The sequence below is a fragment of the Micromonospora sp. WMMD967 genome, assembly GCF_029626165.1.
Lineage (GTDB): Bacteria > Actinomycetota > Actinomycetes > Mycobacteriales > Micromonosporaceae > Micromonospora > Micromonospora taraxaci.
The window spans coordinates 1,273,905-1,298,553 of record NZ_JARUBK010000001.1 but is presented as its reverse complement, the minus strand read 5'-3'; the positions used below and the strand labels follow the sequence as shown (position 1 = coordinate 1,298,553).

General features: G+C 71.0%; 27 protein-coding genes and 3 tRNA genes. 15 read left to right on the top strand and 15 right to left on the bottom strand.

The annotated features are described in order from the left end of the window. Positions 1–5 precede the first annotated feature (5 nt). The gene (locus O7631_RS06225; RefSeq protein ID WP_278143396.1) at positions 6–1,331 is read right to left on the bottom strand and encodes a deoxyribodipyrimidine photo-lyase; all 1,326 of its coding nucleotides are present in this window, start codon (positions 1,329–1,331) and stop codon (positions 6–8) included. Beyond that, a complete protein-coding gene (locus O7631_RS06220) occupies positions 1,328–2,251 on the bottom strand; it encodes a phytoene/squalene synthase family protein (protein ID WP_269681612.1) in 924 nt (307 codons plus the stop codon). The genes O7631_RS06225 and O7631_RS06220 overlap by 4 nt, the downstream gene beginning before the upstream one ends. Before the next feature lie 64 nt (positions 2,252–2,315). Here O7631_RS06220 and O7631_RS06215 point away from each other — a divergent pair, with 64 nt between their 5' ends. From O7631_RS06215 to O7631_RS06180, 8 genes are all read left to right on the top strand, one after another. Next, complete coding sequence (locus tag O7631_RS06215; RefSeq protein ID WP_278143394.1) at positions 2,316–3,458, top strand: polyprenyl synthetase family protein; 1,143 nt, start codon at positions 2,316–2,318, stop codon at positions 3,456–3,458. A gap of 28 nt (positions 3,459–3,486) precedes the next feature. After that, a complete protein-coding gene (crtI, locus tag O7631_RS06210; protein ID WP_278143393.1) occupies positions 3,487–4,968 on the top strand; it encodes a phytoene desaturase family protein in 1,482 nt (493 codons plus the stop codon). After that, complete coding sequence (idi, locus tag O7631_RS06205) at positions 4,965–5,582, top strand: isopentenyl-diphosphate Delta-isomerase (RefSeq protein WP_278143392.1); 618 nt, start codon at positions 4,965–4,967, stop codon at positions 5,580–5,582. The genes crtI and idi overlap by 4 nt, the downstream gene beginning before the upstream one ends. Beyond that, positions 5,572–6,516 carry a MerR family transcriptional regulator gene (locus tag O7631_RS06200; RefSeq protein WP_278143391.1) on the top strand — a complete coding sequence of 315 codons (945 nt, stop codon included), beginning with the start codon at positions 5,572–5,574 and terminating at the stop codon, positions 6,514–6,516. The genes idi and O7631_RS06200 overlap by 11 nt, the downstream gene beginning before the upstream one ends. 75 nt (positions 6,517–6,591) lie before the next feature. Beyond that, positions 6,592–7,371, top strand: a complete 780-nt coding sequence (locus O7631_RS06195) for a polysaccharide deacetylase family protein (RefSeq protein WP_278143390.1) — start codon at positions 6,592–6,594, stop codon at positions 7,369–7,371. Positions 7,372–7,525: 154 nt separating this feature from the next. Further along, positions 7,526–7,598: transfer RNA gene (locus tag O7631_RS06190), tRNA-Glu, on the top strand. Positions 7,599–7,629: 31 nt separating this feature from the next. After that, positions 7,630–7,703: transfer RNA gene (locus O7631_RS06185), tRNA-Asp, on the top strand. A gap of 99 nt (positions 7,704–7,802) precedes the next feature. Beyond that, a tRNA-Phe gene (locus O7631_RS06180) sits at positions 7,803–7,876 on the top strand. Positions 7,877–8,244: 368 nt separating this feature from the next. Here the strand turns inward: O7631_RS06180 and O7631_RS06175 are convergent. Beyond that, positions 8,245–9,285 (bottom strand): hypothetical protein, encoded by a 1,041-nt coding sequence (locus tag O7631_RS06175; protein ID WP_278143389.1) that lies wholly within the window; start codon positions 9,283–9,285, stop codon positions 8,245–8,247. A 156-nt stretch (positions 9,286–9,441) separates the two neighbouring features. Between O7631_RS06175 and O7631_RS06170 the strand changes: the two genes are divergently transcribed. After that, entirely contained in the window at positions 9,442–9,966 is a 525-nt protein-coding gene (locus O7631_RS06170) for an SRPBCC family protein (protein WP_278143388.1), read from the top strand. Positions 9,967–10,001: 35 nt separating this feature from the next. On the opposite strand, the gene O7631_RS06165 is transcribed toward O7631_RS06170, so the two are convergent. Further along, positions 10,002–10,709: a DUF2786 domain-containing protein gene (locus O7631_RS06165; RefSeq protein ID WP_278143387.1), complete on the bottom strand. Its 708-nt coding sequence runs from the start codon at positions 10,707–10,709 to the stop codon at positions 10,002–10,004. 131 nt (positions 10,710–10,840) lie between these two features. Between O7631_RS06165 and O7631_RS06160 the strand changes: the two genes are divergently transcribed. Further along, the gene (locus O7631_RS06160; protein WP_278143386.1) at positions 10,841–11,281 is read left to right on the top strand and encodes a hypothetical protein; all 441 of its coding nucleotides are present in this window, start codon (positions 10,841–10,843) and stop codon (positions 11,279–11,281) included. 53 nt (positions 11,282–11,334) lie between these two features. On the opposite strand, the gene O7631_RS06155 is transcribed toward O7631_RS06160, so the two are convergent. Next, positions 11,335–11,724, bottom strand: a complete 390-nt coding sequence (locus O7631_RS06155; RefSeq protein WP_145778165.1) for a hypothetical protein — start codon at positions 11,722–11,724, stop codon at positions 11,335–11,337. Positions 11,725–11,880: 156 nt separating this feature from the next. Between O7631_RS06155 and O7631_RS06150 the strand changes: the two genes are divergently transcribed. Then, positions 11,881–13,224 carry an ABC transporter substrate-binding protein gene (locus O7631_RS06150; protein WP_278143385.1) on the top strand — a complete coding sequence of 448 codons (1,344 nt, stop codon included), beginning with the start codon at positions 11,881–11,883 and terminating at the stop codon, positions 13,222–13,224. Positions 13,225–13,290: 66 nt separating this feature from the next. Here the strand turns inward: O7631_RS06150 and O7631_RS06145 are convergent, their stop codons facing one another. Together O7631_RS06145 and O7631_RS06140 are read right to left on the bottom strand one after the other, a co-directional pair. Further along, positions 13,291–14,034, bottom strand: a complete 744-nt coding sequence (locus O7631_RS06145) for an enoyl-CoA hydratase/isomerase family protein (RefSeq protein ID WP_278143384.1) — start codon at positions 14,032–14,034, stop codon at positions 13,291–13,293. Further along, the gene (locus O7631_RS06140; protein ID WP_278143383.1) at positions 14,031–14,888 is read right to left on the bottom strand and encodes a 3-hydroxyacyl-CoA dehydrogenase family protein; all 858 of its coding nucleotides are present in this window, start codon (positions 14,886–14,888) and stop codon (positions 14,031–14,033) included. The genes O7631_RS06145 and O7631_RS06140 overlap by 4 nt, the downstream gene beginning before the upstream one ends. A 177-nt stretch (positions 14,889–15,065) precedes the next feature. On the opposite strand from O7631_RS06140, the gene O7631_RS06135 reads away from it, so the two are divergent. Further along, complete coding sequence (locus O7631_RS06135) at positions 15,066–15,353, top strand: hypothetical protein (protein WP_091396025.1); 288 nt, start codon at positions 15,066–15,068, stop codon at positions 15,351–15,353. Positions 15,354–15,397: 44 nt separating this feature from the next. Here O7631_RS06135 and O7631_RS06130 read toward each other — a convergent pair whose 3' ends face one another. After that, positions 15,398–16,177 (bottom strand): class I SAM-dependent methyltransferase, encoded by a 780-nt coding sequence (locus O7631_RS06130; RefSeq protein WP_278143382.1) that lies wholly within the window; start codon positions 16,175–16,177, stop codon positions 15,398–15,400. 53 nt (positions 16,178–16,230) lie between these two features. Between O7631_RS06130 and O7631_RS06125 the strand changes: the two genes are divergently transcribed. Next, entirely contained in the window at positions 16,231–16,620 is a 390-nt protein-coding gene (locus tag O7631_RS06125; RefSeq protein WP_278143381.1) for a PPOX class F420-dependent oxidoreductase, read from the top strand. 77 nt (positions 16,621–16,697) lie between these two features. Here the strand turns inward: O7631_RS06125 and O7631_RS06120 are convergent, their stop codons facing one another. Continuing rightward, positions 16,698–16,907, bottom strand: a complete 210-nt coding sequence (locus O7631_RS06120) for a BldC family transcriptional regulator (RefSeq protein WP_007073996.1) — start codon at positions 16,905–16,907, stop codon at positions 16,698–16,700. 251 nt (positions 16,908–17,158) lie between these two features. Continuing rightward, positions 17,159–17,998 carry a hypothetical protein gene (locus O7631_RS06115; protein WP_278147857.1) on the bottom strand — a complete coding sequence of 280 codons (840 nt, stop codon included), beginning with the start codon at positions 17,996–17,998 and terminating at the stop codon, positions 17,159–17,161. Positions 17,999–18,191: 193 nt separating this feature from the next. Here O7631_RS06115 and O7631_RS06110 point away from each other — a divergent pair, with 193 nt between their 5' ends. Together O7631_RS06110 and O7631_RS06105 are read left to right on the top strand one after the other, a co-directional pair. Continuing rightward, positions 18,192–19,274, top strand: a complete 1,083-nt coding sequence (locus O7631_RS06110) for a Glu/Leu/Phe/Val dehydrogenase (RefSeq protein ID WP_278143380.1) — start codon at positions 18,192–18,194, stop codon at positions 19,272–19,274. 301 nt (positions 19,275–19,575) lie between these two features. Then, entirely contained in the window at positions 19,576–19,791 is a 216-nt protein-coding gene (locus O7631_RS06105) for a DUF3073 domain-containing protein (RefSeq protein WP_030332207.1), read from the top strand. Between the two features lie 136 nt (positions 19,792–19,927). Here the strand turns inward: O7631_RS06105 and amcA are convergent, their stop codons facing one another. From amcA to O7631_RS06080, 5 genes are all read right to left on the bottom strand, one after another. Then, positions 19,928–20,155 (bottom strand): multiple cyclophane-containing RiPP AmcA, encoded by a 228-nt coding sequence (gene amcA, locus O7631_RS06100; RefSeq protein WP_269681628.1) that lies wholly within the window; start codon positions 20,153–20,155, stop codon positions 19,928–19,930. Continuing rightward, on the bottom strand, positions 20,136–21,227 hold the full coding sequence (amcB, locus tag O7631_RS06095; protein WP_347403537.1) for a cyclophane-forming radical SAM peptide maturase AmcB: 1,092 nt from the start codon (positions 21,225–21,227) through the stop codon (positions 20,136–20,138). Before amcB ends, amcA begins: the two co-directional genes overlap by 20 nt. 131 nt (positions 21,228–21,358) lie before the next feature. Further along, on the bottom strand, positions 21,359–22,513 hold the full coding sequence (purM, locus tag O7631_RS06090) for a phosphoribosylformylglycinamidine cyclo-ligase (RefSeq protein ID WP_088986889.1): 1,155 nt from the start codon (positions 22,511–22,513) through the stop codon (positions 21,359–21,361). 57 nt (positions 22,514–22,570) lie between these two features. Then, entirely contained in the window at positions 22,571–24,109 is a 1,539-nt protein-coding gene (purF, locus tag O7631_RS06085; protein ID WP_278143377.1) for an amidophosphoribosyltransferase, read from the bottom strand. A gap of 158 nt (positions 24,110–24,267) precedes the next feature. Then, positions 24,268–24,630: a sterol carrier family protein gene (locus O7631_RS06080; RefSeq protein WP_278143376.1), complete on the bottom strand. Its 363-nt coding sequence runs from the start codon at positions 24,628–24,630 to the stop codon at positions 24,268–24,270. Positions 24,631–24,649: the final 19 nt, after the last annotated feature.

Genomic DNA, 24,649 nt, shown 5'->3' with positions numbered 1-24,649 from the left:
GCGGGTCAGCGCAGCCAGACGGGGTCGGTGCCGGGCACCGAGAGTGGCGGCGGATAGTCGAGCGTCCGGCGGAGCGCCTCGGGCAGTCGCCACGGTTGGTGGATGGCCTTGCCCTGCACCCCCGCCAGCTCCGGCACCCACCGGCGTACGTAGTCACCGGCCGGGTCGTACCGCTCGGCCTGCCGGACCGGGTTGAACCCCCGGTACGGCTTGGTGTCGTTGCCGGTGCCGGCGACCCACTGCCAGTTGCCGGAGTTGTTGGCCACGTCCCCGTCGAGCAGCCAGCGGAAGAAGACCGCCACCCCGGGTCGCCAGTCCTGCCCGAGGTGCTTCGTCAGGTAGCCGGCGGTGATCAGGCGGGCCCGGTTGTGCATCCAGCCCTGCGTACGCATCTGCCGCATCCCGGCATCGACGATGGGCATCCCGGTCCGTCCTTCGGTCCAGGCCGCCAACGCGTCGTCGTCGTAGCGCCACTGCTCGGTGGCGCCCCGCCGGTACGCCGAGGTGGAGATGTCCGGGAACGCGGCGGTGACCTGGTAGTAGAAGTCCCGCCAGCAGAGCTGCCGGACGAACGGCCCGGACCGGTCACCGGCGCGGTTGGCCACGGCCAGTGGGGACACGCACCCGAAGCGCAGGTACGGGCTGAGCCGGGACGTGTCGTCGCCGGCCATGTCGTCGTGCTGGTCGTCGTACCGGTGCAGGTCGGGCAGCCAGTCGGTGAGCCGCTGGCGGGCAACCCGTTCCCCGCCGACCGCGGCGTCCGGCGAGTCTCCCGGCGGCGGTTTCGGTAGGCCGCCCACCCGCACACCGCCGGGCAGTGCCACCCGGTCCGGCGCGGCCAGCTCCTCGCGCCACTGCCGGGCGGCCCAGGACCTGTGGTACGGGCTGAACACCCGGTAGTGGTCGCCTCCGCCACCGGGCTGGAGGGCACCCGGCTCGACCACTGTCAGCCCGGGAAACAGTCGCAGGTGCAGCCGATGCTGGTCGCACTCGGCGCGTAACCGCCGCTCCCGACGGCGGGCGTAGTGGCTGACGTCGGCGGAGAGCGCGACGGCGGTGGCACCGACCTCGCCGGCCAACCGGATCGTCTCGGCCACCGGGTCACCGTGCCGTACCACCAGGTCACCGCCGCGCTCGCGCAGCTCGACGCGCAGGTCGGCGAGCGCCTGGTGCAGGAACCGGGTGCGGTTGGCCGACAGGCCGGCCAGCGCCGGGTCGAGGACGTACAGCGGTACCACCCGGTCGAAGGCCGCGCAGGTGGTGGCCAGCGCCGGGTGGTCGTGCACCCGCAGGTCGCGGGTGAGGAGCACGATCGCGGTGCTCGCGGTCACCGGGGCTCCGGTTGGACCGTCGGCCCGGGGATGGTGACCGGCGTACCGGTCGAGGTGAGCAGGGCACGGGCGGCAACCGCCATCCGCCGCCGCTGCGGCACCAGGGCCCGGCGGGCGAAGACGTCGTAGCCCTGCGCGGCCACCTCGTCGAGGATGCCGCCGTACAGGGCGTACGCGGTGCGCATGCAGGCCTGCGAGGCGGGCGCCAGCATGGTGATGCCCGGGGCGGCGGCGGCGTAGTGCGCCTGGGCGCGGGTCACCTCGTACTCGATCAGCTCACGGGTCCGCTGGGTGCCGCGGCCCCGGGCTCTGGCCTCGGCCAGCTCCTCGCGGGTCACGCCGAACTTCGCCAGGTCCTCGTCCGGCAGGTAGGTGCGGCCCCGGTCGAGGTCCTCGGCGACGTCCCGGATGAAGTTGGTGAGCTGGAAGGCGAAGCCGAGCTGCCGCGCCGGCTCCCGCGCCGCCGCCGGGTCGGAGCTGCCCAGGATCGGCAGCATCATCGTGCCGATCACCGCCGCCGAACCCTCCATGTAGTCGAGCAGGTGGTCGTACGTCGGGTACGCGGTGACTGTCAGGTCCATCGCCATGCTCTTCAGAAACGACGCAAAGTCGTCCCGGTCGAGATCGAAGACGGCGATCGTGTGCAGGACGGCCGGCAGCAACGGGTCGTCGACGGGGGCACCGTGCAGGCCGGACATGAAACGGCTGGCCCAGTCGTCCAGGAGGGCGGCCCGCTCGACCTGGGGAAGGTCCTCGGTGCGGTCCACGATCTCGTCCGCGTACCGGGTGAACCCGTAGAGGGCGTGCACATGTCGTCGTTTCCAAGCGGGGAGCAGGCGGGTGGCGAGATAGTAGGTGCGGCCATGGCGTTTGTGCAGCTCACGGCACCGGTCATAGGCAGCGGTGAGATCAGTGTCCACCGGCCCTCCTCAATTATCGACGCACCAATCGACGCAACTCGTAGCCTAGGGTACGCTGAATCGCATGGCCAACGACGCAGTTGCGGGCAACGCGACCCGCGTGGCGCCGACAGGGCCCGGGGACGGGGACGATCCGGTCCGCGCCGTCCTGGCCGCGTACACCCAGGACCTGATCGCGGCGGTGCACGAGACCCTGAGTACGTTCCTCAACGCCGAGGTCGACACCCTCGCTGAGATCGACACGTCGATGGGCCGCTTCGCCGCAGCCGCGCGGGACGCCGTCCTCGTCGGCGGCAAACGGATCCGCTCCACGTTCGCCTACTGGGGGTGGCGCGGTGCGGTCGGCGGCGTCGAGGCACTGCCCCCCGTGCTGCCCGCGCTGGCCGCGCTGGAGCTGCTGCACACCTTCGCCCTGGTCCACGACGACGTGATGGACGCGTCCACCACCCGCCGGGGCCGGCCCACCGCGCACGTCGCGCTCGCCGAGCAGCACGTCGCCGCCGGCCACCGAGGTGATCCCGGCCGGTTCGGCGAGGCGGTCGCCGTGCTCATCGGTGACCTCTGCATGGTCTGGGCCGATCGCCTGCTGGCCCAGGCCACGGTGCCGTCGGCCCGGCTGTTCGAGGTTCGCCGCTGCTACGACCAGATGCGGGTGGAGACGGTCGCCGGGCAATACCTCGACGTGCTCGGCGAGAACGACCCGGCCAACTGGTCGGTCGACCGGGCGCTGCGGGTGGCCCGCTACAAGACCGCCAGCTACACCGTCCAGCGACCATTGCTCTTCGGGGCCTGCCTGGCCGGCGTCCCCCTCGACGATCCACTGGTCTCCGCGTACACCCGTTACGGCCTGGCCGTTGGCGAGGCGTTCCAGCTGCGCGACGACCTCCTCGGCGTCTACGGCGACCCGGCCGCCACCGGCAAACCGGCCGGTGACGACCTCCGCACCGGAAAGCCGACCACGCTGCTCATGCTGGCCCGGGAGCTGGCCACGCCGGCGCAGTTCCAGGCGTTGGAACGGGCCGCCGACGGGCCGGTCGACCGGCTCGCCGAGCTGGTCGTCGAGACCGGCGCCGTGACCCGGGTCGAGCGGATGATCGCAGAGCGGGTGAGTGACGCGCTGGCGGCGCTCGACGCCGCACCCGTGGACCGGACGGCGCGGACCGCGCTGACCGGGCTGGCCACCGCCGCCACCAACCGGCGGGCCTGATGAGCGACTTTCTCGAGGAGGTGGTCACGTGCGGACGGTGACAGGACGGACGGACCGGGTGGTGGTCGTCGGGGCCGGGCTGGGTGGGCTCGCCTGCGCGCTGCACCTCGCCGGCAGCGGCCGGCAGGTGACAGTGCTGGAACGCGAGCCGGTGCCCGGTGGGCGCGCCGGTCGACTCTCCGTGGACGGCTACGAGTTCGACACCGGTCCGACGGTGCTCACCATGCCCGACCTGATCGCCGAGGCGCTCGGTGCGGTCGGTGAGGACATGCGCGACTGGCTCGACCTGACCCCGCTCGACCCGGCCTACCGGGCGTACTACCCGGACGGCTCGACCCTCGACGTGCTCACCGACACCACACGGATGGCCGCCGAGATCTCCCGGGTCTGCGGGCCCCGTGAGGCCGACGGTTACCTGCGCTTCGTCGACTACGCGCGGGAGCTGTGGCGTCTGGAGCGGGCCGACTTCATCGAGCGCAACCTGGACGCGCCGACCGACCTGCTCACCGGCAACCTGCTCAAGTTGCTCGCCGGTGGGGCCTTCCGGCGTCTCCAAACAAAGATCAACCAATTCTTCCGGGACCCGCGTACCCAGCGGATCTTCTCCTTCCAGGCGATGTACGCCGGCCTCGCGCCGCACGACGCGCTGGCCATCTACACGGTCATCGCGTACCTCGACTCGGTGGCCGGGGTCTATTTCCCGCGCGGCGGCATCCACGCGGTCTCCAGGGCGATGGCCGGCGCGGCCGAGAAGCACGGCGTGCAGATCCGGTACGACACCACGGTGACCCGGGTGGAGACCGCCAACGGCCGAGCCACAGGTGTGCTCACCGCGGACGGCGAACTGATCCGGGCGGACGTCGTGGTGCTCAACCCGGACCTGCCGGTCGCCTACCGGGATCTGCTCCCGGCCGCTCCGGCACGACGGCTCACCTACTCACCGTCCTGCGTCGTTCTGCACGTCGGCTCCCGACAGGCATATGACAAGATCGCCCATCACAACATCCACTTCGGACGCGCGTGGAAGGGCACCTTCGATGAGGTCATCCGGCGGGGTGAGTTGATGACCGACCCGTCGCTGCTGGTGACCAACCCGAGCCGGACCGACCCGTCGGTGGCCCCCGCGGACCGGCACACCTACTACGTGCTCGCCCCCGTGCCCAACCTGCACCGGGCCCCGTTCGAGTGGCGCGGCGACCTGACCCAGCGCTACAGCGACCAACTGATCGGCACGTTGGAGGAGCGCGGCTACGTCGGCTTCGGCGCCGGCGTAGAGGTGCTGCGGGCGATCACCCCGGCCGAGTGGGAGGAGCAGGGCATGGCCGCGGGCACGCCGTTCGCCGCCGCCCACACCCTCTTCCAGACCGGCCCGTTCCGTCCGTCGAACCTGCACCGCGACCTGTCGAACGTGGTCTTCGTCGGCTCCGGAACACAGCCCGGGGTCGGCGTGCCGATGGTGCTCATCTCCGGCAAACTCGCCGCCGGCCGGATCACCGGGGAAGGCCGATGAGCAGTCGCGAGGGGCATCTCGTCGAACTGGTCGACGAGACCGGCGAGGCGCACGGCGAGACGACGGTCTCCGCCGCGCACCAGCCGCCAGGGCAGCTCCACCGGGCCTTCTCGGTGCTGCTGGTGGACCCGGACGGTCAGGTGCTGCTCCAGCGCCGGGCCGCCGTCAAGACCCGGTTCCCGCTGCGCTGGGCCAACTCCTGCTGCGGCCATCCCCGTCCGGGCGAGTCACTCGCCGAGGCCGCCAACCGGCGGCTCCGCGAGGAGTTGGGCGCGGGCCCGGTCGAGCTGACCGAGGTCGGCGTCTACGTCTACTACGCCGAGGATCCGGCGACCGGTCGGGTCGAGTTCGAGTACGACCACGTGCTGCGGGGTGACTTCCTTCCCTCCGCTCCGCTGCTGCCGGACCCGGGCGAGGTGGCCGAGCTGCGGTGGGCCGACCCGACCGCACTGGAGACCGAGCTGGAGCGCGACCCCCGGTCGTACGCGCCCTGGCTGGGCGGGGTGGTGAACCGGTTGTTGCGCCCCTCGGGGTCCACGTCCGGCGCACCCGGCCTGGCCGTGACCCCGCCCGGCCCGGCGGACGACACGGCGGAGCGGTCGGGTGGTCGATGAGGCGCTGAGCGCGGGTGCGGTCGCACGCCGGCTGGGGGTCGCGGTCACGACCCTTCGCACCTGGCACCAGCGCTACGGGCTCGGGCCCAGTGAACACGTCCCCGGCCACCATCGCCGCTACACGCCGGCCGATCTGGCCCGTCTCGAAATCATGCGACGGCTCACCGCCGAGGGGGTGAGCCCCGCCGAGGCGGCCCGCTGGGCCCGCCAGGCACCGGACTCGCCACCAAACGGCACCGTCGCTCTCCGCCGCACCCAGCCGCCCAGCCGCGACGGCGGTGGAAGCATCCCGGTGGGCCGCGCCGGCCCGGCAGCCCGTGGGTTGGCCCGCGCCGCCCTGCGCCTGGACGCCGCGGCGATCAGCGAGACGATCGCGCACGCCCTGGCCACCAACGGGGTCGTCGCCACCTGGGAGGGCCTGCTGCGTCCGGTGCTCGCCGGCATCGGCGAACGCCACGCCGCGACCGCTGGCCTGATCGAGGTGGAACACCTGGTTTCCCGCTGCGTCTCGGAGGCCCTCGCGGCGGCCAGTCGGGCCCGGGTGCCCAACGGCCCGGCCCGCATCCTGCTCTCCTGCGCCGACGAGGAGCAGCACACCCTGCCGCTGGAGGCGTTGGCGGCGGCTCTCGCGGAGGCCGGGGTCAGCTACCGGATGCTCGGCGCCCGGGTGCCGGCGGCCGCCCTCGTCGAGGCGGTCAACCGGACCGGACCGGCCGCCGTGGTGCTCTGGTCCCACACCCGCGCCACCGCCGACCCGGCCCAGCTCAGCGCGTTGCTCGCCGCACCCCGCCGCCCGCTGTTGGCGCTCGCCGCCGGCCCCGGCTGGCGAGCCGACAGCCTGCCCGCCGGGGTCGTACGGCCGGTGGACCTGGCCGAGGCGGTCTCGCTCGCCGCCGCCGTCCGTGACTCCCTGGACCAGTCGGCGCGTGACTGATCGCACTGTCGCCCGCTGACCGTGTGAACTACCGTCGGGCGGGTCCGCCCTACCCCGACCCCCGGGAGCAAGCAGATGCAAGCGCGCGCCGTCCTGGCGTCCGTCCTCGCCGTGGCGCTGGTCCTGTCCGGCTGTGCGCAGCCGGAACGCACCATCGCGCCCGCCAGTGCGCCGCAGCCGTCGGTGACGCCGAGCACGTCACCGTCACCGCATCCGGCGGTCAGCAAGCCACCCAAGCCTCCGCTGCGTCCGCTGCCGGCGAAGCTCCCGGCCGGCCTGCGACGCAACACCGGCGAACGCCCGGTGGTCCTCACCTTCGACGACGGGCCCAGCCCAGCCTGGACACCCAAGGTGCTCGACCAACTGCGTGCCGCCAAGGTGACCGCCACCTTCTGCGTCGTCGGTCGCGAGGTGCAACGCCACCCGGACCTGGTCCGACGGATCGTCCGCGAGGGGCACCAGCTCTGCAACCACAGCTGGCGACACGACCTCGACCTGGCCCGGCGGCCGGTCGACGAGATCCAGGCCGACCTGGCCCGCACCAACAAGGCCATCCAGAAGGCGGCTCCCGGCGCCAAGGTGCCGTTCTACCGGCAACCGGGCGGTCGGTGGACCTCGGAGGTGCTGACCGTCGCAAAGGGTCTCGGCATGCGCCCACTGCACTGGTCGGTGGACCCACAGGACTGGGACAAGCCCAACGCCGCCACGATCGGCAAGCGCATCCACGCCGCCGCCCGCCCCGGCGCCATCGTGCTGCTGCACGACGGGGGTGGCAACCGGGCCGCGACCCTCGCCGCCTGCCCTCACCTGATCGCCGACCTGAAGAAGCGCTTCGGCATCACCAAACTCAGCTAGACCACCTTTGACCTGCTGTTATGCCCCATTCCCAGCCCTTGCCGATACCGATTTTGTCGACCGACCAGGCATCACGTATGCTTTCGAAGCCTCCGGCGGGGCCGGATGGGAGCAAGTCCGCTTGAAGTTGCGAGTGTGCAATGATGGCGGGGCCGCCCTCATCGTCTAGCGGCCCAGGACGCCGCCCTTTCAAGGCGGTAGCACGGGTTCGAATCCCGTTGGGGGCACGACCGGCGCAAGCCGGAGCAACACAAGCTAGGTCCTGTGGAGCAGTTGGAGTGCTCGCCGCCCTGTCAAGGCGGAGGTCGCGGGTTCAAGTCCCGTCAGGACCGCAGCGCTGACGCCGCGCCCCGCGCGGCGTTCTGCGTATCGGAGCAGGTCGCCCTGCCACCGGTTCGTCCGGTAGCCGGGTAGCATGAGCCGAGCGGCACGGCCAGGTAGCTCAGTTGGTACGAGCGTCCGACTGAAAATCGGAAGGTCGGCGGTTCGACCCCGCCCCTGGCCACATAGCCTTTCGCCGGGCTACAGAGGTCCCCACCAGCGAATACGCAGGTGGGGATCTTGCTGTTTGCGCCGGTACGCCCCGCGCTCCCGCCGACGGCCTCCACCCCGGGGTCCGTCTCTGCGTGATCCACACGGCCCAATGGGGTCCGTCTCTGCGTGATCCACACGACTTCCCCGAAATCGCGGTATCCCAGGGCCTCCGACACCGCAATTTCCCCGAACCCGTGTGGATCAGGGACCCCGGGGGGGCAGGGCGGAGGCCTGGATCGCCGGGGCGGGGCGGGGGTCTGGATCGCCGGATCGCCGGGGCATCGCAGGGGCGAGACGGACGCCGGATCGTCGAGGCGAGTCGCCGACCGGGTCGGGACGTCATTCGTCGCGGTGGCTCTGGGGGCGGTGCTGCGCGATGCCACCCTGGATCGCCTCCCACACGCTGCGTCCGGCCTGTCGCAGCGTCTCCCCGGCCTGCTCGGCGAACTGCGCCGCGTTCTGGGCGGCAGCCTGCGCCGCAGTCGACAGACCGCCGTCACCGTCGCCAGACGGAGCCGGACCAGACGGGGCCGGACCAGACAGGCCGGGACCAGACGGGGCCGGGGCGGACGGGCCAGCACCAGACGGGCCAGCACCAGACGGGCCAGGACCAGACGGGGCCGGTTGGTCGGGCCGGTCACCGGATCGCCCCGCTGTGCCTTCCGGCCGTTCCCCACTGCCCGATCGCTCCCCCTCGGGGCGACGCGGCGCCTCGTGCTCCGGACGCCGTTCCGCCGGTCGCGCCTGCCCGGGCCCTCCAGTGCGCGGCCCCGGACCCGCAGCCATCCGCTCCGAACCGACCGGACCCGGCTCCGAGCCGACCGGCCCCGGTTCCGGACGACTCCGCTCCGGTTCCGAACCGACCGGACCCGGTCGTTCGGGACCAGTGCGGTCAGCACCGGGCTGGGCGACACCGGGTAGCCCTCGGTCGGCGACCGCAGTCCGTTCGTCGAGTACGCCGTCCGAGCGCCGCGCCGACGCCCGGAACTCCGCCGCACCTGCCGCCAACTGCTGCGCGCTGCGGTTCACGTCGTCGACGGCGGTGGCCGTACGCGCGAGCGATTCGATGATCTGCGGGTTGCTGTCGAGGGTGTCCAGCGCCCGCCCCAGGATGTTGGTCAGCTGCTCCAACCGCACCCGTAGCTGCGCTTCGGCCTGCACCCCGTTGATGTCCAGCTCGACGCCGCTCAGGTGCACCCGTACGCCGGCGTCGACCTGGAGGAGGTTGGCCACCCGGGCTCGCAGCGACAGGTCGGCGTCCAGGCCGTCGACCGCCAGCCGGATCGAGTCGACGGACACCTTCGGAATGTCGAGCAGGACATCAGGGTCCACGTTGTCGACGTTCCGGTCCGCGCCCCGTTGCTGCCCGTTCTCGCTCATGATCTCCCGCCCCGCCTGCACAGACTTCCGGTCGTCGGCGCGGTTACCCGCTTTCCGGCTGGGCATCCCGTGCGTGACGGCTCGGCAACCCTCTGTCTGGAACCGGGCACCGCGCGAAGCTGCACACCCGGGCATCAGCCGGTATGGTCCGGGCCTATGGGACAGGAAATGACTGATCCGGCCGACATCCGGCAGGACGTCGACCAGTTCTCTCTGCGGTGCAGTCTCCTCGTCCCGAGTTCGGCCGAGCATGCGTTCGCGGTCTTCACGGCCCAGCTGACTGACTGGTGGGTCACCGAATACACCTGGTCCGGCCCGGACGCTCTCGACGAGCTGGGCATGGAGCCACGGGCCGGCGGCATGCTCTACGAGATCGGCCCGTACGGCTTTCGCGCCGACTGGGGTCGGGTGCTGACCTGGGACCCGCCTCGGCGGCTGGTCTTCGCCTGGCAGATCGGCCCCGACCGGGCACCGGTGCCGGATCCGGCCCGGGCCAGCGAGGTCGAGGTGCTGTTCCTACCGGAAGGGCCGGAGCGCACACGGATCGAGTTGGAGCACCGGCACTTCGACAGGCACGGCGAGGCTGCTGAGGGTTACCGCAAGGCGCTCACCGCTGGCTGGCACGAGCTGCTCACCCGCTATGTGGGCACGCTGTCGCACCACCCCGGCATCTCCACCTGACCGACCGCCGACCAGCAGGGGAACGGCGCGTCGGCTCACCGGCCGAGTCGCCGATCAGCAGCGGAATGACCAGCCAGGTCTCGGCCACCCAGGTTCGCGCGTTGGCCGGCCTCCGCACCCGAACCGAACCCGGTGCCGCCCAGTCGACGCGGTGGGGCGGTGCGCAGCCGTGGGTACTCCTCACTGAGCCGTCGCTGCACCCGGTCGGAGCGGTCGGCCAGCACCAGCGCCACCGACGGCGTGCCCGACTCGCTGGCCGCCGCCGTCTCCGCCTCCCAGAGTCGGCCCCCGATCACCTCCGCGAAACCGGCCAGCCAGGAGCGGCGGAAGGCCGCGGGATGGTCGTCCTCCGGCACCGGGGTGGCGGCCAGGCCGTGCGCCGCCTGCACGAGCAGTGAGGTGAAGAGCAGGTCGACCCGCTCCAGGTCACTGGCGAAGCCGAAGAGGTGCAGCGCGAAGCCGTTGCCCTGCCGGCGGCGTACGCAGCGACAGCGCAGCGGCTCGGCGACGGCGGCGAGCAGACCGACCTTGTCGCGGGCGTACGGGGCGACGACGTCCAGCACCCGGTCGCCGACCGGATCGGTGGTCGGGTCGTGGACGGCCAGCAGCGCTCGGTCCACGCCGTAGCGGGCGATCAACTCGGTCGCCTTGGCGGTGAACGCGGCGGCTTCAGCGGGCGTGCAGGCCGGGTCCTCGGCCTGGGCCAGCAGCTTGCGCACCTTGCTGAGCATGGCCTCGGACATGCCTACAGAGCTACCACATGGGGCGGACATCAACGGGGCCACGACAGCATCGATCGATACGTATCATCGTCACCGTCCGATGATCAGTCCGATCCGGACGGTCAGTTACCTGTTCCCGGAGGCTTGTCCGCATGCCATCCCCGACCGCACGCCTGTTCGCCGTCGCCACGGCCACCGCGCTGCTCTTCGCCGGCGCACCCGCACAGGCTGCCCCATCCGCGCCGGTCACGCTGGCCGCGCCCGGCACCAACGCCTTCGCCCCGCTCGCGACGTGTTACGGCGGGGCGGTCCGGTCGTACTTCGAGAGCGGCCGCTACGGCGGCTCCGCCGGCCAGTACCGGACGACGACCCGCTGTCGCGACATCAACGTCCGCAACGCGAGCGTGTACGCCACCGAGGCGTGCGTGATCTTCGTCGACAAGACGAGCGCCTGCAACTACTGGACGTACCTGCCGGCCAACTCGGGCTGGATCACGGTGGCGACCAACGTCCGGGACGGGGTCAACTTCCGGGTCCGCTTCGAGAACCTGCGGTACGAGTACGAGCCGCTGATCGCGTACCACGCGTTCTGAGTGCCGCGCGCGGTCGCGGCGTCCGCCCCCCGACGGACGCCGCGACCGCGCTGTCACCCGGCGCGACTGCGCAGTGTGGCGATCGTCGAGCCGGCGAGGGTGAGCAGGCAGTCGGGCAGCAGACCGTCGGCTGCCGCAGCCCCGAAGAGCGCCTCGCCGGTCGGCTCGTCCCGATTGGCGTACGCGCTGACGAACCGGGCCACCCACCGGGTGTCGTACTCCGCCTGGTCGATCCCCGGGAAGTCCAGCGCCGCCCCGCTGGCCGCCGGGGTGTCGCCGAGCATCGTCGCGGCAAGGCACCAGGCGACCCCGTACGCGCCGCTCAGGCCGGCCCGGTCGACGACCGCGTCGAACGCTCCCACCACCGCGTCTCCATCCCCGGTCAGCGCCGAGCGGAGCACGGCGGCTGCGTCGTCGAACGTCTGCTGTGGTAGGTCCGTCACCCAGCGCACAGTAGGACGGGCGGTCAAGCACTCCCACCAATCGCTACTCTCCGTGTTCAATGCGAGCTACCTGCGCTTTACGCCACCTCCACGGTCCCACCGTCGGCCTCGGCACGCTAATGTGCGCAGCGGACCTTCGCCGGAGGAAGGACGACCATGCTCGTTACACGCCGATCGCGGGTGGCCACACTGGCTGCCTGCGCGACGATCCTGCTCGCCACAAGCGCTTGCGGGGATGACAAGGCCAAGGAGGCCAGTGCCCAACAGGTGCGCCTCTACGGCACGGACGGCAACATGCTCAACTCCTATCCTGCGGAGTTGAAGGAACGCGCGAGCCTCGTGGACGGGATGAAGGGCACCACGCCACTCACCCCGCTGCCGGAGGACTTCAAGAGTCGGCTGAAGGCCGTCGATCCGGCGCTGACGGACTACCTGTATTCCGCCGAGTCGTACGACGCGGTGGTGATCGCCGTGCTCGCCGCCCAACTGGCCGGGAGTACGGATCCGGCGGCCATCGCGAAGCAGATCGTCGCGGTGACGAACGACGGGCAGCGCTGCGAGGATCCGGCGAGTTGCCTCGCGCTGGCCCGTAACGGGCAGGACATCGAGTACCGCAGCGTGTCGCTCACCCGGGCGGGCTTCACCGACAAGGGTGAGCCGGCCACCGCGAGCTACGCCACCTTGACCTTCGACGGCCAGCAGATCAACGACGGTAAGACCGAGTTCGTCGGCGCGGGCATCGAGTCGGCGGCGAGCACCAAGACACCTCCGAAGCCGAAGAAGCAGCGCCCGGGTGGCGACCCCGACCAGGAGCCGCTGAAGTTGGGCGGCCTGCTGCCCAAGACCGGTGACCTGGCGATCGCGTACCCGCCGATGGCCGCCGGTGCCGCGCTGGCGATCAAGGAGGTCAACGCCGCTGGCGGCGCGCTGGGCAAGCCGGTGACCTGGGTCGAGGGTGACGACGGCACCAACCCGGCGGTGGCCAAGGCCACGGTGGCCAAGCACGTGACGAGCGGCGTCAGCGTGATCATCGGCGCGGGTGGTTCCGGCATCTCCCGGGAGGTGCTGCCGGACGTGGTCCGGGCCGGGAAGATTCTCTTCTCCCCGTCCAACACCGACAGCGGCCTGACCGACGTCGAGGACAACGGCCTCTACTTCCGCACCGCTCCGCCGGACAGCCTCCAGGGCCGCGCGCTGGCCGACGTCATCCTCCGCGACGGGTCGCAGAAGATCGTGATCGTCGCGCGTAAGGACTCCTACGGTGAGGGCCTTCAGGCCACCGTCCGTGACGAGCTGGAGAAGGCCGGCGTCGCCGCCGACCGGCTCAAGCTGATGACGTACGACCCGCCGGCCGATGCCAAGGCGCCACCGGTCGACTTCGGTGGCGGGGCGAAGGAGATCAAGGAGTTCGGCGCGGACGCCGTACTCATCATCGGTTTCGGTGAGTCCGCCCAGGTGATCCGCGGCCTGGCCGACGCCGGGGTGCAGATCCGGCAGTAGCAGGACCACAGAACCACGACGGCCGCACCGGCGCTCTCGCCGGTGCGGCCGTTTCGTGTCGGGGAGTCACCGTGGCCGGCGGCGCTCCAGGAACTCGGTCATCCGCCGATGCTTCTCCTCGTCCTCGAAGAGCACCGCCTGACTGACCAGGTCGAGATGCGGGTGCGCGGCGGCGGGCGCGTCCACCGCGAGCTTGGTCAGCCGCAGCGCCAGCGGCGATCCCAGGGCGATCTCGTCCAGCAGGGCGTGCGCCACAGTCAGCAGCTCGGCGGGCTCGTCCACGACCCGGTTCACCAGACCGATCCGCAGCGCCTCCTCGGCGTCCACCCGTCGTCCGGTGAAGAGCAACTCCTTGGCCCGGCCCTCACCGACCAACGCGGGCAGCCGGTGGGTGGCGCCGGCGCCGGCCAGGATGCCCAACCGCACCTCCGGCTGACCGAAGACCGCCCGGGCCGTGCACACCCGAAGATCGCAGGCGTACGCCAGCTCCGCGCCACCGCCCAGCGCCGGGCCGTCGACGGCGGCCACGGTCGGCATCGGCAGTGCCCGGATCCGCGCGAAGGCGGCGGAGTTGATCGCGGCGAGGGCGTCCGTGCGGCCTCGTTCGCGCAGTTGGCCGATGTCGGCGCCGCCGGCGAAGATGCCCTCTGCGCCACCGGTCAGCAGCAGGAGCCGAGGGTGCGCCTCCAGTTCGGCGCAGACCTGGTGCAGCTCGGCGATCAGGTCGGCGTCGATGGCGTTGCGCTTCTCCGGCCGGTCCAGGGTGACCAGCAGCCGGTCCGGCCGTTCCTCGATCCGCAGACCGCTCATTGCTTGACACCGCCTTCCCACCGGTAGAAACCCTGCCCGGACTTCTTGCCCAGCCGCCCCTCGGCCACCATCTCCACGAGCAGGGGCGGCGGCGCGAAGCGGTCCCCGTACGCGGCCTGGAGGGTGCGGGCGATGTCCAGCCGCACGTCCAGACCGACGAGGTCGGTGAGTTCCAGCGGGCCGATCGGGTGCCGGTAGCCCAACACCATGGCCTTGTCGATGTCGCCCGGGCTGGCCACCTCGTCGGCCACCATCCGGATCGCCTCCAACCCGAGGGTGACGCCGAGTCGCGACGTGGCGAAGCCGGGCATGTCGCGTACCACGACGGGGTCCTTGCCCAAGCGGCCGGCGAGCGCGACGGCCGCAGCGGTGGTCTCGTCGGCGGTGGCCGGGCCGACCACGATCTCCAGCAGCGTCATCGCCCAGACCGGGTTGAAGAAGTGCAGGCCGAGGAAACGCTCGGGCGCGTCCAGCCCGGCGGCCAGCTCACCGATGGCGATGCTGGACGTGTTGCTGCCCAGCAGAGCCGGACGCAGCGCGGCAGCCTCCCGCAGCACCGCCCGCTTCAGGTCCAGCCGCTCCGGCACCGCCTCCACGATCACCTCGGGGGCGGGGGCGACGTCGGTGAGCGTCGGCCGCAGCGTGATCCGTTGCCGGTTCGCTGCGGCCTCGTCGGCGCTCAGCTTCCCGCGCTGCACCGCCCGCTCCCACAGGTCGGCGAGCCGGTTCAGCGCGGAGGCGCCCCGCTCGGGGTCGACCTCGACCAACTCCACGGCATGTCCGGCTCCGGCCGCCACGTACGCGATGCCGAGGCCCATCGTGCCGGCACCGACGACCACGAAACGATCGCTCATCACGCCTCCCTGTCCGACAAGTCGGCGCGCGGGGTCTCCGCCATGCCGACCCGGGTGTCCCGCCCGGTCCGCTCGCTCATGGTGCGACCCTATGCAGCACGCCGATCCTCGCCATGCGTGGGGGAGCGCGAGATCGGGTAATGACGGCTCGTCAACCGAGGGAAGGACCGCATCGACATGAGCCAGGCACCGGAGAGCGTCACCGACGGGGAGATCGTGGAGACCCGGGGCGACGAGCGGGTCGAGCTGCTGCGCGCCGACACCAACAACGACGGCAAGACCGACGTGTGGGTGGTGGACACCGACGGCGACGGCAAGGCCGACCTGTTCCAGTTCGACACCGACGGCGACGGCAAGGTGGACATCACCATGGTCGACATCGACGAGGACGGCCAGCCGGACGAGGTGGTCGACGGCGACGGTGGTCTGCCGCCCGAGCAGCTTCCCCCGACCGTCCAGGTCTGAGCGGTACGACGGCCTCTGCGCGGGTGAGGCGCAGAGGCCGTCGGTCAGCCGGCGAGGCGCAGGGTGGCGAGGTAGTAGGGCGCGTCCCGGTCGTCCACATCGGTCAGCCGCCAGCCGGTGCCGTGCACCAGCGAGGCGAACTCGTCCGCCGAACAGACCAGGTAGTCGAACCACTCGGTGCCCAGCTTCCGGTACCGAAGCCGGAGCCGGAGCTGACCGCCGAGCCGACCCCGGCGGCGGTTGCGTTCGTGGTAACCGGTGTGCACCGGGTCGCGGGTGCCGTAGGGGTCGGTGCCGTGCGCGATGATCTGCGCGCCGGGCCGGGCCAGAGCCGCGAGCGCGGCCAGGAACTCGGGGGCACGCTCCCGACCCTCGAACAGCCCGAGGTTGTTGCCGAGCAGCAGGAACGTGTCGTACCGCTGACCATCGGCCACGTGCGTGTCGACGGTGCCGTGCACCAGCCGACGGACACCGCGACGCCGGCTCACCGCCAGCGCGCCGGCAGAGGTGTCCAGGCCGGTGACGGGTACGCCGCGCTCCTGAAGCAGGAGGGCGATCCGACCGGCGCCGGTGCCGATGTCCAGTGTCTCGCCGCGGGCCCGGTCCACCGCGCGGTGGTCGTACGGCTGCCAGTCCTGCGGCCCGTCGAGGTAGTGCGCGGCCGGCGCACCGTTGATCAGCCCGTCGTCCCGTTCGATGATCTCGATGACCGGCCGGGGCAGTCGTCCACCCACCAGTGGCCGGGGGCCCACCCCGCTGGCCACCGCGAGAGTGTCCCGCAGCAGCTCACCGACCACGTCACCGATTTCAGGCTGCACCATCACGGCGTTCACGCTATCCGGCCACTCAGTAGCCGCAGCGGTCGTATCCTGGCGGCGTGACCATGCTGGACCGGCTGTCGGCCGAGAAGTACATCCTGCTCACGACCTTCCGCAAGGACGGTCGGGCGGTGCCGACCCCGGTCTGGTCGGTACGCGACGGTGACGCGTTGGCGGTCTGGACCCGGGCCGACTCGGGCAAGGTCAAGCGGATCCGCCACAACGGCGAGGTGACTGTGGCTCCGTGCGACGTGCGGGGCCGCCCACACGGGGCGGAGGTGCCGGCCCACGCGACGATCTACGGGAGCGGCGACACCGGTCGGGTTCGTGACCTGCTCAAGCACAAGTACCGCCTGATCGGTCGATTCAGCCTGCTGGCCAGCCGGTTTCGCCGGGGCGAGGGCGGCACGGTCGGCATCCGGGTGACGCTGGCCGAGTCGCGGCGCTGAGTCGGGTCGACGCGGGCGTGGAAAGGGGCGGCGGATCGAGATCCACCGCCCCTGACCAGAAAGAAAACTGTGCCGACTCAATCGCCCTGTCGCTGCTGCGGGATCTGACCCTGCAACAGCGCCCTGACCTCCGACTCGCGGTAGCGACGGTGGCCACCCAGGGTGCGGATGGCGCTGAGCTTGCCAGCCTTGGCCCACCGGGTCACCGTCTTCGGGTCGACACGGAACATCGACGCCACCTCGGCCGGTGTAAGTAGCGGCTCTGGTTCGTGCGTTCGCGATGCCATCGGTCACTCCTCCACATGTATAGACATCGGCCGGGGTCCCGCCGGCCGACGCGTCTCCCATGGTCCGGCTAGTCCCCGATGTCCGACATGGGCCGAACGGATGAAGGTCCCTAGACGGACGGATGAACCATGCCCGATTTTTACGACTTTTACACGGCAGAAAGTACCTTATTCGGACTCATGATCACGGTTCGTGATGCGTCAACTACGAGCACACCTCACCTTGGGAGCGCTCCTACGGCGATTTGCCCCTAGTTGCACCGCTCCAGCAGCTGCACCGCGCGCCAGCGGGCCACCAACTTGTCGTACGCGGCCGACGCCTCGTCGGCCTCACCGCGCGACAGCCCCGCGAGGCCTCCGGCAACCAACTCGGGAGAGTCGTCGGCTTCGAGCGTCTCGTCGGACAGAAGATCCACCAGACCGCCGTAGTCCAACTCGACCACCGAGCGGGGATGGAACTCCTCCAACCAGCGAGCCGCCTCCTCCACCGCCTCGGTGATCGGCGCGTCACCCACCGACTTGCGCAACACCGACAGGGCACGGGAGGACCGACGGCGGGCCTTCGAGATCTCCGTGCGGTAGCGCAACGCGCGTCGCCCCGGCTGGGTGACCAGGTCCCGTTCCGCCGGGTCGAAGAGCACGAACCACCGCAGCGGAACCCCCCAGGTGGCGATCTGCTCGTGCACACGGGGTACGCCGTGCTCCAGCACCCGCGCACCGCTGCGCCAGTCGTCGACGACCGCCCTGGCCTGCCCGGCGAGCACCGGTGGCACGAAGGCGTCGGCGAGCACCGAGGGCACGCCGTCCCGAGCGCTGAGCGCCGCCTCAGCGACCCTGATCCGCAGGTTCCACGGGCAGACCAGGAGGCTGTCGTCCGTCTCCAGGACGTACGCCTCCTCCGGCAGGTCGGGCAGCCGGGTCCAACCGGCGCCCAGCGCCTCGATCACCGCCGTCCGCTGCCGGCCGGGCCCCTCGACGGGGGCGATGGCCCGCCCCTCCGAGACGTATCGGCGCCAGTAGCTCTGCCGGTCCCGGTCGAAGGCGGTCAACGGTTCGTACACGCGCAGGTAAGAAGCGAAGAGCGACGGCACGGCGCGATCCTCCCACGAACCGCAGCCGTACGCGGTCAGCGGCCGGACCACGCGCGCCGCAACGTGGGACGGCGGCGGCGCGTCGAGCACCCGCACGGCGGCCGATACTAGGCTCGATCACACCGGCAGCATCCCCGCCGGGGTCCACCAGGTCCGCGTCCCACAAGGGCGCACACCACTCCAGGAGCCAATCATGGGCGTATTCGCGAGCACCGACGACCCGATATCGACAGGTCACGAACAGGTCGTGTTCTGCCAGGACAAGCAGAGCGGCCTGAAGGCGATCATCGGGATCTACTCCACCGCGCTGGGGCCGGCGCTCGGCGGCACCCGCTTCTACCCGTACGCCAGCGAGGAGGACGCCCTCGCCGACGTGCTGGACCTGTCCCGCGGAATGGCGTACAAGAACGCGCTCGCCGGCCTGGACCTGGGTGGCGGCAAGGCTGTCATCTGGGGTGACCCGGAGCAGATCAAGAGCGAGGCGCTGCTGCGCGCGTACGGACGCTTCGTGGAGTCGCTGGGCGGCCGCTACTACACCGCCTGCGACGTCGGCACCTACGTGGCGGACATGGACGTCGTGGCCCGGGAGACCCGTTACGTGACCGGTCGCAGCGTCGAGCACGGCGGCGCGGGCGACTCGTCGATCCTCACCGCCTGGGGTGTCTTCCAGGGCATGCGGGCCGCCGCCGAGCACGTCTGGGGCACCCCGAGCCTGCGTGGCCGCCGGATCGGCGTGGCCGGCCTGGGCAAGGTCGGCAAGTACCTCACCGGGCACCTGCTGGAGGACGGCGCAGAGGTGGTCGCCACCGACGTCAACCCGAAGGCGCTGGAGTGGGTGCGCAGCAACCACCCGCAGGTCACCCTAATGGACGACGCCAGCGCGCTGGTCGCGGCGGACATCGACGTGTACGCGCCGTGCGCACTGGGCGGTGCCCTGAACGACGACACCGTCCCGGCACTGCGCGCCAAGGTGGTGACCGGCGCGGCGAACAACCAGCTCGCCCACCCCGGCATCGAGAAGCTGCTGGCCGACCGGGGCATCCTCTACACGCCGGACTACGTGGTCAACGCCGGTGGCGTGATCCAGGTCGCGGACGAGATCGAGGGCTTCAACTTCGACCGGGCGAAGCTCCGGGCGACCCGGATCTACGACACCACCCGCGAGATCCTGCGTCTCGCGGACGCCGAGGGCGTGCCGCCCGCGGTGGCCGCGGACCGGCTGGCCGAGCGGCGGATGGCGGACATCGGCCGGCTCCGCGGGATCCACCTGCGCTGAGCCTTCCCGGAGGCGGGTCGACGGGATCCGCCTCCGGGCCACCCGTATGGGCGCGGCTGGGTAAGCTGAGGCCGGATCGAATTTTGGTGCGGTTTGTCCGGTGTCACGGGCGCTAACCGTTCCGCTCCTTACCCGGTACACTGGGTGACGGCCGGATCGACGCGACGCGCAGAGCCGGCTGACGGTAACCCGAGGTGCCGAACGGTGGCATCCCCATGTACCGTAAGAGCCACGAGAGATGCCTGACGTCATCGGGGCCCGCCTTCGGGCTGCCCCGCATTCTGTGCGAGGGGGTCGAGCCATGGGGCGCGGCCGTGCTAAGGCCAAGCAGACGAAGGTGGCCCGGGAGTTGAAGTACCACTCCCCGAACACCGACCTCACCGCCTTGCAGCGCGAACTGGCGGGTGCTGGTAAGTCTGAGCACCACTTCGACGACGACTCTAAAGAGTTCGTCGACGACGATGATGAGGATCACGCGGACGACGATCCGGATCCCTGGGTCCGTCCGACCCGCTGACCTCTCGACGCAGCTGAGCACGCGGTGATCCCCGCGTGCTCACGCACGTCCCGTGCAGGTGCAGTCGCCGACGATCAGGGGCCTGACCCGACCGGAAACACTCCGGCCGCCCGACAGGCCCCTGTTCACGGCCCCCTCAGCGCGGGCGGTTGTTCCAGTTGTAGAACGTCGGGATGTTCTCGAAGTGGTTCCAGGCACAGACCGCGCTCGCGCCGTCGCCGCCTGACACCTCCGAACGCAGACGTCGCGCAGCCTCAGCCTCACGCAACAGCGCGACGAGGGCAGGAGCAGCCTCCCGCACACGCTCGTTGACTCCGTCATCCGCTGTGCGCTCGGGCCGCCGGTCACTGGTGCTCTCGGGCATGCTCCAACACTCCCTCCAATAGACGGATCTTGCTGTTGCGGCAGTGCTCGGTCTCCGTACCGTCAAAACGCCCCAGCTCGAAGTAACGGTTGGCGGCATGACCACCGCCGCAGAAGCCGAAGTAGGGGCAGGACACCCGACACGCCTCCACACCGCTGAGGAACTCCCCCACCCACGGCGTCGCCGCCGCCGCGCCGAGGATCTCCGCCAGTGGGGTTCTCAGGACGTTGCCGCTGCTGAAGTCGCCGTAGCGGGGGTGGGTGAAGCCAGCCAACTCCGGGGACAGCACGGTCACCGAGCCGTCGTGACCGATCGTCGGGATCGGGTCCAGATGGCGGGGCAGCACACCGTCAGCCGAGCCGTCGAGCACCGCTGCGGCGTACCGCAACGACCACTCGACCTCGCGGAGGTGGATCCGGGGCGCACGCCGCCAGGCCGCGACCAACTCCGCCCAGAACGCGGTCACCTCCGACGCGTCGTGACGGTTGCCCCGGGTGTTGACGCCCTCGGTCTCCTCGATGTTGATGCCCAACACGTCGCAGCCGAGGTCGAGGAAGTAGTCGTACAGCTCGGTGGCCAACCCCCGCTCCGGGCGGGACACCACGGCCAGGGCGGAGAAGGGCAGACCGCGCCGGCGCAGCGCCGCGACACCGCGCACGATCCGGTCGTACGCCGGCTGGCCGCCCCGGTTGACCCGGTCACCGTTACGCGCCCGCGGCCCGTCGACGCTCACACTCACCCGCATCTCGTGCCGGGCGAAGAAGTCGCACCACTCGTCGTCGATCAGGGTGGCGTTGGTCTGCACGTGGTGCTCGACCTCGGGCCCGAACGGCGCGATCAGGTCGCCCAGGTGCTCCGGGCCGGCGGCCAACGGTTCGCCGCCGTGCCACACCACGGAGAACCGACCGGCCACCGCCCAGGGGTTGACCGCCACCGCCACCGCCTCGGCCACCGCCACCGGCATGCGCTGGTCGGTGGCCCGAAACGGCAGATAGCAGTACGCGCAGTCGAGGTTGCACAGGGTCGTCGGCTGCATGACGACGTACGACGGGACGGCGGCAAGGCCGCGCATCCCGCTGAACGACTGTCCCCGAGCAGCCATCGCCCTCCTCCGCCGGCTCTGAAGGGTGCCCTTCAGGCTAGGCGGCATTGGCCACTCGGGTGAAGCCCTGATCAGGTGCCCGTACGATCACCAGAGGGTGATCATCCCCGGGTGTGCTGACCCACCATCTGCACGTTGCCGGTGCCCTCGATGATCTCGCCGGCCTGCCACGCCTCGACACCACGGCCGGTCAGCGTGGCCAGCGCCCGGTCGGCGTCCTCGGCCGACACGATCGCGAACATGCCGACACCCATGTTGAAGGTGGACTCCATGTCCTGGTCGTCGATGCGACCCTTCGTCTGGATCAGGTCGAAGATCGGCTGCGGCTTCCAGGTGGACCGGTTGACCACCGCGTCGACGTGCTCGGGCAGCACCCGGACCAGGTTGCCGGGGATGCCGCCGCCAGTGATGTGGGACAGAGCCCGCACCTCGGCCTCGGCGATCAGCTTCAGGCAGTCCTTGGCGTAGATCTTGGTGGGGGTGAGCAGCTCCTCGCCCAGGGTCCGCTGCCGACCAAAGTCGTCGATCACGATGTCCAGGCGCATCCGGGCCGCACCGAGGAGCACGTGCCGGACCAGCGAGTAGCCGTTGGAGTGCAGGCCGGAGGAGCGCATGGCGATCACGACGTCGCCGACCTCGACCCGCTCCGGGCTGAGGATGTCGGCCTCCTCGACCACACCGACACCGGTCGCGGAGATGTCGTACTCGTCCGGGCGGAGTACGCCCGGGTGCTCGGCGGTCTCCCCGCCCAACAACGCGCAGCCCGCGTAGCGGCAGCCGTCGGCGATGCCCGCTCCGATCTCGGCGACCTTGTCCGGAACGACCTCGCCGGTGGCGATGTAGTCGAGCAGGAACAGCGGCTCGGCACCGCACGCCACCAGGTCGTCCACGACCATCGCCACCAGGTCGATGCCGACCGTGTCGTGGATGTCCATCTGCTGAGCGATCACCAGCTTGGTGCCCACCCCGTCGGTGGAGGACGCCAGGATCGGGTTCTTGTACTTCTTCGTGTCCAGGCGGAACAGGCCGGCGAAGCCGCCGAGGTCACCCAGCACCTCCGGCCGGCGGGTCTGGCGCACCTTCGACTTGAGCAACTCCACCGCGCGGTCACCCGCGTCGATGGAGACCCCGGCATCGGCGTACGAGACCGAGCGTTTGCGCGCCTGGCGGCCAGCACCGCCCGTCCACGGCTGACGGTCGCCGCCGGCGCCGGTCGGGCTGCTTCCTGCGCCGCTGCGCTCGGACACGTGCGTCACGGTTCTCCCCTTTGGTTCTCGGTGCCGCCGGCGGTAGCCGGGCCGCGCCGGTTGGTGCTACGGGCGGTTTGCGGTAACGCCACCCGGAGTGGCGACGGACGAGCCGTTCACGTGCGAGCCTTCGAGCGCCGAGTTGGCGACGCGTCGGCCCACACCTTCGAGCACGTGCTTGCCGATCAGGTTGCCGGCCGGCAACTCGATCGGGTACTCCCCATCGAAACACGCCCGACACAACCGGGTCTTCGGCTGCTCGGTCGCGGCGATCAGGCCGGGAAGCGAAACGTAGCCCAGCGTGTCGGCGCCGATGGAGCGCCGGATGCCGTCGTTGTCCAACCCGTTGGCCAGCAGCTCCGCCCGGGTGGCGAAGTCGATGCCGTAGAAGCACGGCCAGCTGACCGGCGGGGAGGAGATCCGGACGTGCACCTCCAGCGCCCCCGCCTCACGCAGCATCCGCACGATGGCGCGCTGGGTGTTGCCGCGAACGATCGAGTCGTCCACGACGATCAGGCGCTTGCCCCGGACGTTCTCCCGGAGCGGGTTGAGCTTGAGCCGGATGCCGAGCTGACGCAGGGTCTGCGACGGCTGGATGAAGGTACGACCCACGTACGGGTTCTTCATCAGGCCGGCGCCGTAGGTGATGCCGGACGCCTCCGCGTAGCCGATGGCGGCCGGAATGCCGGACTCCGGCACGCCGATGACGAGGTCCGCCTCGACCGGGTGCTCCTTGGCCAACTGCCGACCGATCTGCACCCGCGTCGCGTGGACGTTGCGCCCGGCGATCGTGGCGTCCGGGCGGGCGATGTAGACGTACTCGAAGAGACAGCCCTTCGGCTCCGGCGCGGCGAACCGGGTGGAGCGCAGGCCGTTCTCGTCGATCGCGATCAGCTCACCCGGCTCGACCTCGCGCACCACGCTGGCGCCGACGATGTCCAGTGCGGCGGTCTCGCTGGCCACCACCCAGCCACGCTCCAGGCGGCCGAGCACGAGCGGGCGGACACCGTGCGAATCGCGGGCCGCGTAGAGGGTCGACTCGTCCATGAAGACGAAACTGAACGCGCCGCGCAGCTGCGGCAGCACCTCCAGCGCCGCCGCCTCGACCGACAGGTCCGGTCGGCCGGCCAGCAGCATCGTCACCAGGGAGGTGTCGTTGGTCGAGCCGTCCGCGACCAGGCCGCGCTCGGCGACCTCCTTCTCCAGCTCGGCGGTGTTGACCAGGTTGCCGTTGTGGGCCAACGCGATGGTCGTGCCCGAGGTGGTGGAACGGATCGTCGGCTGGGCGTTCTCCCAGTTCGACGCGCCGGTGGTGGAGTAGCGGGCGTGCCCGATCGCCAGGTGGCCGCGCAGGCTCGCCAGGGTGGGCTCGTCGAAGACCTGGGCCACCAGGCCGAGGTCCTTGTAGACCACCACGCCGGAGCCATCGCTCACCGCGATGCCCGCCGCCTCCTGGCCCCGGTGCTGCAGGGCGTAGAGGCCGAAGTAGGTCAGATTGGCAACCTCTTCGCCGGGGGCCCAGACGCCGAAGACGCCACAGGCATCCTGGGGGCCAGGTCGTTGGGGGTCAAGGTCGTGGCTCAGCCGGCCGTCGCCTCGGGGCACCTACCGCTCCCTCATGCTGGTCTGGACCGGCCGGGCGGGATCACGGGCGGATCCACACTCCTCTGCCGGGACCACTGTCGTCGCCTGACAGTGTACGCGAATCGCCGTCAGCACAGAAAGTCACGGATTCTGCGCGGAGGGTCACGCTAAGTAGGACGTCATGACAATTCGAGGGGCAGATACGCCGAGAGGTCCGCCCGGACACCGCTCACCTGGACCCGACCCTCGGTGACCGCCTCCGCCCAACCGACCCTCCCGGTCGCCAACCGCAGCCAGGTGTCCGGCGCCATCTCGACCACGTTCGGCGGGTTTCCCCTGGTGTGTCGAGGTCCGGGTACGCACTGGATCGCCCCGTATGGTGGGACGCGCACCTCCACCGATCGGCCGGGGGCGCGCTCCGCGAGGACGGCCAACAACGACCGGACCGCCTCTCGGAACACCGTCCGTTCGGGCGTACGGCCCTCGTCGAGCGCCGACAATGCGGCAGTTACGGCAGCGGACTTACTGTGCGGAGAGGACACGACGGGACGATACGACCCG